This is a genomic window from Mycobacteroides sp. H003 (genome assembly GCF_001440135.1).
Lineage (GTDB): Bacteria > Actinomycetota > Actinomycetes > Mycobacteriales > Mycobacteriaceae > Mycobacterium > Mycobacterium gwanakae.
Genome location: NZ_LJYL01000029.1, coordinates 182,478 through 194,312, shown reverse-complemented (window position 1 = coordinate 194,312; position 11,835 = coordinate 182,478). Strand labels below are relative to the sequence as shown.

Genomic DNA, 11,835 nt, shown 5'->3' with positions numbered 1-11,835 from the left:
CTCACCGCTGCCCGGTACGGCGTTGCCGGTCCAGCGCGATGAGGACGTCATCCCCGCGGACGCCGCCGCGGACGCGGCCATCCTCATCGGTGGCCACCCCCAGCCCCGATGGCGAGGACAGTGCGGCATCGAGAGCCTGCCGCAATGTCCCGTCCGGGCCGAATAATGATCCTCCGGCGATCACACTGTCGTACAACGATTTTCCCGACCGGTAGACCTCCGCGCCTGCGTCGTCCATCCAGCCGAACGGTGTGCCGTCGGGATTGCAGACAAGCACCCAGCTGCGCGGGGCGATGATGAGGTCAGGGACGTCTGTTTCAAAGATCTGCCTGATCTCGTACAGCGGCAACTCACCCGCCTCGCGGAACTGCAAGCTTCGATAGCCCCGATCACGCCCGATGAACCCGGCGACGAAATCGCTTGCCGGGTTGGATAACACCCGCTCAGGCTCGTCATACTGCTGCAACACCCCGCCGGGCCCGAAGACTGCGACCTTGTCCCCAAGCTTGACGGCCTCGTCGATATCGTGCGTCACGAAGACGATGGTCTTGTTGAGTTCGGCCTGCAGGCGCTGCATCTCGGCCTGCAGGTCATCGCGCACATTCGGGTCGACGGCGCTGAACGGCTCATCCATCAACAGGATCGGCGGATCGGCCGCGAGCGCACGCGCCACACCGACACGTTGTTGTTGACCTCCCGAGAGCTGCGCCGGGTACCGGCTGGCCAATTTGGGATCGAGCCCCACCCTTTCCAGAACATCAAGAGCTGCCTTGCGTGCGGCACGACGGGATTCGCCGCGCAACACCGGCACCGTCGCCACATTGTCGACGACGCGCTGGTGCGGCATCAGGCCCGCGTTCTGAATGACATACCCGATGCCCAACCGCAGTTTGACCGGATCCACGGTGCGGACATCTGCCCCGTCGACAGTCAGTACCCCGGACGTCGGGTCGGTCATCCGGTTGATCATCCGCATCGAGGTGGTCTTGCCGCAGCCCGACGGCCCCACGAACACCGTGAACGAACCCTCGTCGACGTGCATGGTGAGATCATCGACAGCGGTGGTCCCATCGGGGTACTTCTTGGTGACGTTCTCAAAGGTGATCACGCGATCAGTTCCCTATCGGTTTGTCGAAACCTTTGTCCGTCAACCACTTCTGCGCAGCTTCCTTGGGGTCGACACCGTTGTTACCGGAGACTTCCGCATTGAGCCTGGTGAGGTCCTCCGTCGTCAAACGCGCGGAGAGTGCGTCGAGCACCTTCTTCAGTTTCTCGGATTTCTTCTGCGCGTTGACCAACGGCACCAGATTGCCCGCCGGGAAGGTGAACTTGGGGTCCTCGAGCACCACCAGATCATGCTCGGCGATGGCCGGCGAGGTGCTGAATATGTTGGCCGCCGTGATCGTTCCGTCCAACAGCGCCCGCACCGTCGCCGGTCCGCCACCATCGCTGATGGCCACGAATCGCGATTCCGGAACATCCAGGCCGTAATTGGCCTTGAGGCCGGCCAACCCGACACTGCGGTGCAGGAACTCCGAAGGTGCGCCGACTGTTACCTCCTCCGAGTGCGCGGCGAGGTCGGCGATGGAGTGCAGATTCCATCGGTCGGCGGTGGCTCTGGTGACGCACAGCGTGTCGGCGTCCGAGGCCGGTGATGGGGACAGAATGTCCAGATCGCCATCGAGCTTGCGCAGCAGCGCCAGCTCGACATCATCGGGCCTGGTAGCGGTAGCCTCAGGATCGAAGTAGCGCAGCAGATTTCCGGTGTAATCGGCGATCAGGTCGATCGAATGGTCCTTAACCGCCGGGATGTAGGTCTCGCGGCTACCGATGCCCAGCTGCCTGGTGATGTCAAAACCATTGGTCTGCAATATCTGTGCATACAGCTCGGCCACGGTCTTAGATTCGGGGAAGTCGGCCGAACCGACGATCAGGGTGTTGAGGTCACCCGAAAGCGGGCCTCCGCCCAGAGGATTGGCGCTGCCACAGCCACTGAAGACAACCGCTGCCATGACGGCAGCGAAGAGTCGTGCGGCCCTGCGCATCCTCCGACAGTAACCGGGCAACCGCCGTCATGCCCGGCTTTAGCGTCAGGAAGATTCCGGTGGCTAACCCGGCGACGCCGTCGCGGCGGGTCCTTCGGCCGAGCCCGCCAGGAGCTCTGGCAAATATTTGATAACCGCCTCCGCCTGGTCGTCGGGTAGCAGCTGGCGCGCGAGGACATTCGCTCCGATGATCATCAACATGGTGGCGTTGGCCCGGTCGTGGGCCTCCTGCTGACCAACGTCCGGACGCTGTGCACGCATCACCTGCGACAGCAATTCGGCACCCGTCTCACCGAAGCTTGCCCACAGCGCCTGCCCCAGCTCGGGGTCGGTACGCATCTGGCCGAGAAGGGCGGGGGCGGCCGCGATGACATCGGGTCGCTCGAAGAGTTCCGCTGTGTACGAGCAGGATTGGCGAACCCAGTCGCCCACTCCTGCCGCGGCGCTTATCTCCCGGGTGGGTGCGGTCCAACCGAACACCGCCTCGAAGACCAGGTGCGCACGGGAGGGCCACCGCCGGTACAGCGCGGGCTTGCCCACGCTGGCCCGCTCGGCGATCGCAACCATGGTGGTGGCATCCCACCCCTGCTCCACCAGGAGCTCACGCGCGGCAGCAAGCGCCTTGGTGTCGATATCGGAACTGCGGCGGCGCCCCCTGCCCGCAGGTAACTCGTCAGTAGTCATTGCAAATAACGGTACACCATGTTACGTATTAAGAAGGTTGGTGGCGTGGGTCACAGAGAGAAAGGCAGCCGATGACAGGACTTCTTTCCGGAAAAACGGTGGTGATATCCGGCGTAGGTACCGGATTGGGGCGGGAGGTCGCGCTCAAGGCGCACCAGGACGGCGCAAATGTGGTGCTCGGCGCGCGAACCCAGGAAAACCTCGAAAAACTCTCCGCCGAACTCGATGATTCGGGCAGCACCGCTGCCTGGGCGGTCACCGACATCACCGACGCGTCCGCGTGCCAGGGCCTTATCGACACCGCCGTCGAGCGGTTCGGCACGGTAGACGCACTGGTCAATGTCGCCGCAAAAGAGGACGTGTTCGGCGGCATCGAGGGCGCGGATCTGTCCCAGTGGCAGGCGATGCTCAGCACGAATGTCGTGGGCACGCTTCAACTCGTTCAGGTGGCCGTCCCGCAGCTGAAGAAGAACGGCGGATCGGTGGTCTTCATCGGATCACAGTCGGCGTTCCATCCGCAGCTACCCCAGTCCGCGTATGCGACATCCAAGGGAGCGTTGCAGAACGCCATGTATCAGCTCGCGAAGGAGCTGGGGCCACAGAAGATTCGTCTCAACATGGTGGTGCCGACGTGGATGTATGGTCCGCCGATTCAGCTGTACATCGGCCTGGTCGCCCAGCAGCGCGGCATCACGCAAGAGGAAGTACTGGCCGAGCTGACGGCCAAATTCCCGTTGGGCGAGATGCCCGCCGATGAAGACGTCGCCGATGCGGTGGTGTTCTTCGCATCCGACCGGGCCCGGATGGTGACCGGGCAGACCTTGTTCGTCAACGCAGGAGAGTTTTTCGCATGAGTGATAAGTATCCCGTCATCGTTTGGGGCACAGGGGTTGTCGGCAAGCTGGTGATCCGCGAGCTATTGGACCATCCGGTATTCGAGCTGGCTGCCGTACTGGTGCACGATCCGGCCAAGGACGGTGTGGACGTCGGAACACTGGTCGGTAGCCATCCGACCGGATTGGCCGCCACCACCGACATCGATGCCGCGCTGGGCACCGAGGGCACGGTCGCGTACTTCGGGCCGACGGCGCAGTACGCGCTGGAGAACATCGACAACATGTCCCGGGCACTGCGCAGCGGGCACAACATCGTCTCCACCGCGATGACACCGTGGGTGTACCCGCAGGTGTGCCCACCCGAGATGCTCGCCGACATCAAACAGGCCTGCGAGGACGGCCAGACCTCCTGTTTCACCACCGGCATCGACCCCGGCTTCGCCAACGATCTGTTCCCCATGACCCTGCTGGGCGTGGGCGGACGGGTGGATTCTGTTCTGGTACAGGAACTCCTCGACTACCAGTACTACAACGGCGATTTCAGCATGCCGATGGGACTGGGCGCGCCCATGGACCAACCGGCGGTGCTGGAAATCCCCGAGGTGCTGATCCTCGCGTGGGGCCACACCATTCCCATGATCGCCGACGCCGTCGGAGTCAAACTCGACAAGATCGATACCGTCTACGAAAAATGGGCGACGCCAACCGAGATCGCCTACGGCGCGGAACCCAACACCGGCATCATCGAGGCAGGCCACTGTGCCGCGGTGCGATTCGAGATCCGTGGGTGGGTGGGCGGTAAGCCGAAGATCGTCATCGAGCACGTCAACCGGATCACCAATGACACCGCACCGCATTGGCCGCGCGCACAGTCCGTCGACAACGACGCCTACCGCATCGAGATCAAGGGCAGTCCAAACATCACCCAGGAGACGGTGTTCCGCGACGAACGCACCGGCGACGGCGCGATCGGCGGCTGCCTCGCCACCGGGATGCGGGCCATCAACGCGATACCAGCGGTCATCGGCGCTAAACCGGGCTTCCTGACACCGCTGGATTTGCCGTTGATCGCGGGCCAAGGAACTATCCGCGCCTGACCTGCGCCAAGCGGCGGCTTTTCGCGGTATCCGCGGGGCATTTTCCGCGAAAAGCCGACCGTGGGCGCTTGCAATAACCGCCTATGTAGCAAATGATGGACATATGACCAGTGACCCCGGTACGACTCCGGACTCTCCGGTTGCCGACACATCCATCGATGTCCCCGTCGGCGAGCAGGCGCCTCTGCCCCCCGCGAAGGCCGTCAAGAAGGAAAATGCGGTCAAGCGGACCCGCGCGGCGGCGACCTGGACCGGCGTCATCCTTGGCCTGCTGATCCTGATTCTGCTGCTGGTGTTCATTCTGCAGAACCTGACGGACACGACCACCCACTTCCTCGCGTGGGAGATCCAGATGCCCCTGGGCATCACGGTGTTGTTCGCGGCCATCACCGGAGCAGCGCTCACCGCACTGGTCGGTGGCGTGCGAATCATCCAGCTGCGGCGCGCGGCGAAGAAGAACCTCAAGGCCTGACACCCGACTACAGTTCGGCGCATGACGGCGCTGACCGGGCGTGGACGGGTACAGACACTTGTCCGGAAGGCTCTCAAGGACAAGCCCGTACCCCTGGCTGACGCCAAGCATTTCGACGACGCCGAAGTCGTGACGATGCTGCGCATGCTCGGTATCGCGATGCTGGAAGTCGGTCAGCCCACCAACCTGGTGTTGGCCAAGTTGCATGACATCGCACCGCAGTACACCGACAAAGAGCTGCGCGCCGTCGTCTTGCCGACGGTGCTGATCATCCAGATCGACGGCGTCACCGGCCAGCTCGAAGTGGAGGAATCCACCCGCAGCACAGCACAGTTGGACCAGGCCGGCCACATCGACACCATCGCCGACATGGCCGTCGCCGGGGCGATCGCCCCGGCCGACGCGATCGCCCGAATCTACGAGATCCGCTGTTTGAAACCACGTTTCGGGACGGTCGTCACCGTCATCGGACACACCATCTTGACCCTCGGCTTCGGGCTTGCCCTAGCACCGACCTCCTCGGCTCTGCCCGCCTATCTGGTGCTGGGCCTGATCGTCGGCGTCCTGATGCTGGCCACCAACCCCATGCCCACCCTCGCCGCCACCATGCCCGCCGTCGCCGCCTTCGTGGTGACGGTCATCAGCACGTTCATCGTGGCGAACGTGCCCAGCGAGGGGCTTGCCCGCGTGGTGGCGCCCGCCCTGATCGCCGTGCTGCCCGGGGTGACCCTCACCATCGGGGCGCTGGAGCTGACAAGCACCCAGCTGATGGCCGGGTCCACGCGCATCGTGTACGGCATCGCGCAGCTGATGCTGCTGGCATTCGGGGTGGTGATCGGCGTGAAAGTCGCTGGACCGCCTGAGCCCTCGCCGCTGGGACCGCCGCTGGGCAGCTGGACGATCGCCCTGGCCGTACCTGTTATAGCGGTGGGGTTTTACCTGTACAAGTCCGCGCCCCGCGGATCACTGATCTGGTTGGTGCTGGCGATCGGGGTCGCCATGCTGGGACAGCGCCTCGGCGGTCTCTTTCTGGCACCTGCCATGACGGGCTTCATCGGAGCGGTCGCTGTCGTTCCCTTCGCCTTGTTCGCGGCACGCTTCAAGGGGGCGCCTTCGGCAATCGTGTTGCTACTGGCCGCCTTCTGGTGCCTGGTTCCCGGCGCGTTGAGCTTCGTGAACGTCAGCGAGGTCGCGGCCACCGGACATGCGAACCTCACCGCACTGCTCGATACCTGCATGGCGATCTTCTCGATCGCGCTGGGGCTTCTGGTGGGGGCGAGCCTGCACCGCGGGATGCGTTACGCGCTCACTGTCCGTCGGTAGCGTATTTCGCCAGCTCGATCCGGGCCACGACACCGCGATGCACCTCGTCGGGACCGTCGGCCAGCCGCAGTGCGCGGGCGTTGACCCACGCGGCCGCCAACGGGAAATCGTTGGAAAGTCCTCCACCACCGTGGATTTGGATAGCCATATCGATGACCTGCTGAGCCATGTTCGGTGCGGCCACCTTGATTTCGGATACCGCCGACAGCGCGCCCATGATGCCCACGGTGTCCAGCAGCCAGGCAGCATGCAGCACCAGCAGCCGGGTCTGGTTGATGGCAATGCGAGCGTCGGCGATGCGCTCCCGGTTTCCGCCCAGGTTCACCAACGGTTTTCCGAACGCGGTGCGGTCCAGTCCCCGTCGGCACGCATGCTCGAGGGCCACCTCGGCCAGGCCGATCAGGCGCATCGCGTGGTGCACACGGCCCGGCCCCAACCGCCCCTGGGCGATCTCGAATCCCTTGCCCGGTCCCGCGATGAAGGCATCGACGGGCAGCCGTACGTCGTCGAACGACACCACGCCGTGTCCACCCGGCTCGTCGTAGAACCCCATCGTCGGCAGCATCCGTTCGACGGTGACGCCCGGAGTGTCCATCGGGACGAGCACCATCGAGTGGCGCGCGTATCGATGCGCGTCCGGGTCGGTCAACCCCATGAAGATGATCACCTTGCAGTCGGGATGACCGACACCGGTGCTCCACCACTTGCGGCCGTTGATCACCACCTCGTCACCGTCGACGATGGCCGTGGCCGCCATGTTCGTGGCATCAGAGGAAGCCACGTCGGGCTCCGTCATACAAAACGCGGACCGGATATCGCCCTCCAGGAGCGGTTCGAGCCAGACCTCCTTCTGCTCCTGGCTGCCGTACCGGTGCAGCACCTCCATATTTCCCGAATCCGGTGCGTTGCAATTGAACACGGTGGGGGCGAACAGCGACCGTCCCATCTGCTCGGCCAGCGGCGCGTACTCGGAATTGGACAGGCCGCCGCCTAACTCCGGATCCGGCAGGAAGAGGTTCCACAACCCCGCGTTGCGCGCCTTCACCTTCAAACTGTCCAGCTCCGCTGGGACCTCCCACAGCTCGGCCGTCGTGCCGGCGCGCGCACCCAGCAGCGCGTCGTGGTGGGCCAGCACCGTACGTTCCACCGGCATGATCTCCCCGTCGATGAACTCGCGGACGGCGGAGGTCAGTTCGGCGGCACGGGCGGAGGGGGCGAAGTCCATCTGTCCGATGCTAGGGCGGTTGACGCGGCACGTGACAGACTTCGGCACATGAGCATGCGCCGGACCTCGGTACTGGCACTGACCACGATGACCATCGGTGGGGTCATCGGCGTCATCGCCACCCTCATCCTCAACGTTTTCGTGTTCGACAAGTTCGACGCCTACGGCGAGGTGAAGATCCCGGGCAATACCCAGCTGGAATTGCCCGCCGGTGAGGTGACTGTCAGCTTTCACTCCTGGGTGTCCGGCGACAACGGGCTACTCGTCCCCGAGCTCGGCATGTCGCTCTTTCCGCCGCCCGGGGTGGCCGAACCCCAGGTGCGCGAGAGCATCGGAAGCTCGACGACGGTGAACGGCGATGCCCGTCGGCGGGTGTGGGTCGCGCAGATCCCCGCCGCCGGTATCTACAACGTGCAGGTCGACGGTGACGTGAGCGGGTTCGTCAGCCCGCGCCTGGCCTTCGGGCACGGCAGTCCCTATTGGGCGCTCACCTGGGGCTTCGCCGGATTACTCGGAGTGGCAGCGCTCGGCTGGATCGCCTACGTGCTGACGAGAGTGCGTTCCACCCGTTCCTCGCCACCATCACCGCTGAACAATCCGCAGCCCACATCCTCCTATGAACCCAGTGACGACGGTGTGCGCATCGAACAACTTAAATCCCTTGCTGCCCTGAGAGATTCCGGAGCGCTTACCGAAGCCGAGTTCGAGGCCGAGAAGCGGCGAGTCCTCGGCGGCGGCTAGTCGATACGATTGCCCGCATGGGCGTCATCTACCTGGTCCGGCACGGTCAGGCTGCCAACTACTCCAGCAGCCCCGATAGCCCGCTGACCAGCGCCGGACAGCGACAGGCCGATACCGTGGCAGCCGAGCTCGCCCGCCGCGGCCTGAGCGGCACCCGGCTCCTGCACGGCGGAATGAAGCGACAGCGGCAGACCGGCGAGGCCATCGCGCTCGCGCTGGGATCCGAGCCGCAGCAGGATGACCGCTGGGACGAATACGACTACAAGGAGATCGTCGGCAATTCGCGGATGCGACGTCTGGCGTCGGTGAACACCGTCAAGAGCCTGGCCAAGGGTGACACGCAGGCCATCCTGGAGGACGGTCTGGCGCAATGGGCCAGCACCGATCCCTCCGGCGGATACGCGGAGAGCTACACCAGGTTTCAGCAGCGCGTGCTCGACGCCATGTCCGATGCCGCCAAACGTGACGGTGACACCGTGGTGGCCACCTCAGCCGGGGTCATCGGGATGATCGTCGCCGATCTGTGGGGCGGAAATGTCTCGAATTGGCTTACTGCACAACGTGTTGTCGTCAATTCTTCGATCACGTCACTGGTCAACGGTAAGCGCGGCTTAAGCCTGCTCTCCTTCAATGACCACACCCACCTGATCGGCGACGGCGGCAACAGGGATCTGGTGACCTACCGCTAGTCCTCGTTGGCGCAGGGAGACGACGCGGTGACGACGTACACCCGAACCCCATTGCCGCGAATGTCTTCGCGGGCGCTCACGATGTAGCCGGCGTCATCACGGTAGGTCCGGCTGTTCACCGGCTCAGGCTCCGGCCGCTTGCTTTCTTGACGACGAAAGCCCTTACTGGACAGCGATTCGAGGCGATCCAGCACGCCCGAGATCAGCTCCGGGGTCGGGTCCGCGAAATCGCGCTGCAGGCGCAACCACCACGGCGGCCCCTCCGGGAGGGCCGAGTTGTAGCTCGTGCGGCAGCCCATCCGCTCGACGTCGTTGACACCCGGCTGCACCTTCTCCGCCGTGACGAACGACAAATTCTCGGCCGTGACCCGCAGCGCATCGGACATTTTGACCGTCGTGGGTTCCATGCTCGTACTACCTCCTTGCTCGCCGCCCGCACCGGGATTGCACGAAACCGCAGTCAGCATCGTCAGCCCCGCCACCGCAATCGTCCATGCGCGCCTCATCGGACCTGCACCTTCCGGCCGAGACCGGGGTTGTCGGTGACGTGCGGATTGCCGTAGGGGTCTTCCCATTTGGGATTGGTCGGCAACGTGATCGGGCCGATCTTGGCCCCCGACAACCATTGATCGCCGTACGCCTTGGCGATGTCCTTCACCGATTCGTTCAGGCTGCTGTCGTCTCCGAGGTTGATGTCGACGTTGTTCGACTCGATACCCCGTTCGACGTACGTGGTCACCTCACCGCCCCTGATCACGTTCGCCATGTTCTGGAACGCATCAGATTTCGGGTCGTCCCAGTAGCTGCCGTGCCCCTTGGGGCCGAACACCACCTCGCCAGGATGATCCTTGTTGTCGTCGCTGTAGTAGCCGGTGTCCAGCCGGGTGACGCCGGGAATCGAATCCGGGTCTCCACCAAGCGGATTACCCGCGTGCGGATTACCGATATCGCCGTCCGGCGCCCGTGGAATCACCGGCGGCAGATCCAGATTCACCCCGGGGAACGGGGAGAATCTGGTGGGGATATCGCTGTCACGGGGCGCGAGTTGTGCTGCGCCGATGAGGTCGCCGGGGGCAGTCATGGAGAACCGCTGCACATTCGGGTTGGGGTTATGCCACTCGGTGCTGAGGATGCCCGTGCCGGCGGACGAGGCGTACAACACGCGGTCGGCGCGCAGACCCATCTGTTCGGCGGTGCCGACAACAGAGCCGCCATACGAGTGTCCGATGTACGTGGTTGGCGTACCCGGCGCATGGCGGGCGACCTCGGCGTCGAGTTCCTTGCCGAACGAGACGAGTTGCGGCGCCATTGCCAATCCGTAGGACGGGTCAGTCGCCTTGTCCAGCCCCTGCGGAAAATCGTTCTCCATATAGAGGAAGACCGGCGACCCGCTCTGCTTGGCCAGGTTGACGGCCGAGTCGTGGTTGCTTCTGCTGCCGTTGAGGTTGGTGTTGGTGCCGGGCACGTAGACCCCGACGCCGGGTGCGCCGGGCTTGAGGTCGCCGATCTGCTCAATCATCCGGCCGTTGCCTTCTGTCGAGAACATCACGAACTTGCGATCGATCTTGAAGTCGGCGGGCGAGCCTCCGGCAGGGATCGTCGCGAACGGATCATTCATCGGTTCGAGCATCGCCCGGAGCTGATCGACGCGGGCTTGATTGGGTGACGGGTTCTGCAGCTCGTCGGTGAGCGCGTTCCTGATGTTGATCTCATTGGCGTCCGCGCGGACATCGAAGGGAACACCGTTGGTGTTCCCCATGAACTCGGGATCGGCGATGACCATCTGGTGCACCGTCTCGGGGGGCAGACCCTCCAGGAACGCGCGGCGCTCTTGCTCGGACATGCCGCGAACCCGGTCGACCAGTGCATCGGGATCGATCTTCTCGCCCGTCGGCAGCGTGACATCCTGCTGTCCGTCGCGCATGGCCTCCAGGTCGTTGACGGCCTCCCGCAGCTTCCGGCCGTACAACTCGTCCAGACGGGCCACCTCGTCGAGGCCCGCCTGAATCCGGCGCTGGTGGTCGGCGGCCGCCTGTGCCTTCGCAGAATCCGGGTGGCTGACTTCTCCGGTATCGGTGACCGTGAACCCTTCGGCGACCGCAGCGTCCACGTCTTGAAGCGTGTATTCCTTGGCGTGCTTAAGAGTTCGTCCCGCGTCCTCGGCGTCATCGGATAACCGGTTCAGGACATTCCGGACCTCGCGACCGTGGTCGAGCTCCTGGTCGACCTTGATCCGGGCCGCGTCGTGCGTCTTGCCAAACCAGCCCGATGCGTCGTTGAAGACGCGGTCGCACGAGTCCAAGGACGCATCCAGCGTCCGGGCGTTGTCGCGGGCGATGTCAGCGGCCTTGCTGAGCGCGTCGAGATTCCAGCCGCGGAGCTCACTGATCGTCGGGCGCATCAGCGTGGCTTCAGCGCATCGAACGACGTGGCGGTCTTCTCGTCCTGCGCCGTCACGTTGGTGGCGAAGGTATCGACGAGCCCTGCCATGTCGGAGAACCTGCGGGCAATCGAGGACATCGCCTTGATTCCGGGCGAGGCGGTGTCACGAATGGCAGCCAGGACTTCGCTTCCCGAACCCGAGGCATCCTGAAATGACGTCCATGGCATGTCGTTGATGTGCAGCGTCTCACCCAGCCATGTCTTGGAAATGGCCGCGAGCTCCTCGGTCCGGACACCGAACTCGTCGCTCATGATTTCCCTCCGCTAACTCCTCAACTGCT

13 protein-coding genes are annotated in these 11,835 nt (G+C 64.2%); 6 read left to right on the top strand and 7 right to left on the bottom strand.

Annotation, left to right across the window (positions count from 1 at the left end; genetic code table 11):
- Position 1 precedes the first annotated feature (1 nt).
- The 3 genes from AOT87_RS18875 to AOT87_RS18865 all read right to left on the bottom strand — a co-directional run bounded on the left by AOT87_RS18875 (position 2) and on the right by AOT87_RS18865 (position 2,729).
- Entirely contained in the window at positions 2-1,108 is a 1,107-nt protein-coding gene (locus AOT87_RS18875) for an ABC transporter ATP-binding protein (protein WP_057967401.1), read from the bottom strand.
- A gap of 4 nt (positions 1,109-1,112) precedes the next feature.
- A complete protein-coding gene (locus AOT87_RS18870; RefSeq protein ID WP_057967402.1) occupies positions 1,113-2,045 on the bottom strand; it encodes an ABC transporter substrate-binding protein in 933 nt (310 codons plus the stop codon).
- A gap of 63 nt (positions 2,046-2,108) precedes the next feature.
- Positions 2,109-2,729, bottom strand: coding sequence for a TetR/AcrR family transcriptional regulator (locus tag AOT87_RS18865; protein ID WP_057967403.1), 621 nt, complete (start codon positions 2,727-2,729; stop codon positions 2,109-2,111).
- Between the two features lie 71 nt (positions 2,730-2,800).
- On the opposite strand from AOT87_RS18865, the gene AOT87_RS18860 reads away from it, so the two are divergent.
- The 4 genes from AOT87_RS18860 (at position 2,801) to AOT87_RS18845 (ending at position 6,457) form a co-directional block, all read left to right on the top strand.
- Positions 2,801-3,583, top strand: a complete 783-nt coding sequence (locus tag AOT87_RS18860) for an SDR family oxidoreductase (RefSeq protein WP_057967404.1) — start codon at positions 2,801-2,803, stop codon at positions 3,581-3,583.
- Positions 3,580-4,662: a dihydrodipicolinate reductase gene (locus tag AOT87_RS18855; RefSeq protein WP_057963513.1), complete on the top strand. Its 1,083-nt coding sequence runs from the start codon at positions 3,580-3,582 to the stop codon at positions 4,660-4,662. Before AOT87_RS18860 ends, AOT87_RS18855 begins: the two co-directional genes overlap by 4 nt.
- Positions 4,663-4,765: 103 nt before the next feature.
- The gene (locus AOT87_RS18850) at positions 4,766-5,134 is read left to right on the top strand and encodes a lipopolysaccharide assembly protein LapA domain-containing protein (protein ID WP_030096061.1); all 369 of its coding nucleotides are present in this window, start codon (positions 4,766-4,768) and stop codon (positions 5,132-5,134) included.
- Between the two features lie 21 nt (positions 5,135-5,155).
- Positions 5,156-6,457, top strand: coding sequence for a threonine/serine exporter family protein (locus AOT87_RS18845; protein ID WP_057967405.1), 1,302 nt, complete (start codon positions 5,156-5,158; stop codon positions 6,455-6,457).
- Here AOT87_RS18845 and AOT87_RS18840 read toward each other — a convergent pair.
- On the bottom strand, positions 6,441-7,682 hold the full coding sequence (locus tag AOT87_RS18840; RefSeq protein ID WP_030096063.1) for an acyl-CoA dehydrogenase family protein: 1,242 nt from the start codon (positions 7,680-7,682) through the stop codon (positions 6,441-6,443). The two genes, AOT87_RS18845 and AOT87_RS18840, sit on opposite strands and share 17 nt — an antisense overlap.
- 48 nt (positions 7,683-7,730) lie before the next feature.
- Here AOT87_RS18840 and AOT87_RS18835 point away from each other — a divergent pair, with 48 nt between their 5' ends.
- Complete coding sequence (locus AOT87_RS18835; protein ID WP_030096064.1) at positions 7,731-8,423, top strand: SHOCT domain-containing protein; 693 nt, start codon at positions 7,731-7,733, stop codon at positions 8,421-8,423.
- A 17-nt stretch (positions 8,424-8,440) separates the two neighbouring features.
- Entirely contained in the window at positions 8,441-9,112 is a 672-nt protein-coding gene (locus tag AOT87_RS18830; RefSeq protein WP_030096065.1) for a histidine phosphatase family protein, read from the top strand.
- Here AOT87_RS18830 and AOT87_RS18825 read toward each other — a convergent pair.
- The 3 genes from AOT87_RS18825 to AOT87_RS18815 are packed head-to-tail and all read right to left on the bottom strand — an operon-like array spanning position 9,109 to position 11,806.
- Complete coding sequence (locus tag AOT87_RS18825; RefSeq protein ID WP_030096066.1) at positions 9,109-9,618, bottom strand: hypothetical protein; 510 nt, start codon at positions 9,616-9,618, stop codon at positions 9,109-9,111. The two genes, AOT87_RS18830 and AOT87_RS18825, sit on opposite strands and share 4 nt — an antisense overlap.
- Entirely contained in the window at positions 9,615-11,513 is a 1,899-nt protein-coding gene (locus tag AOT87_RS18820) for an alpha/beta hydrolase (RefSeq protein WP_030096067.1), read from the bottom strand. Before AOT87_RS18820 ends, AOT87_RS18825 begins: the two co-directional genes overlap by 4 nt.
- Positions 11,513-11,806 carry a hypothetical protein gene (locus AOT87_RS18815; protein ID WP_030096068.1) on the bottom strand — a complete coding sequence of 98 codons (294 nt, stop codon included), beginning with the start codon at positions 11,804-11,806 and terminating at the stop codon, positions 11,513-11,515. Before AOT87_RS18815 ends, AOT87_RS18820 begins: the two co-directional genes overlap by 1 nt.
- Between the last annotated feature and the right edge of the window lie 29 nt (positions 11,807-11,835).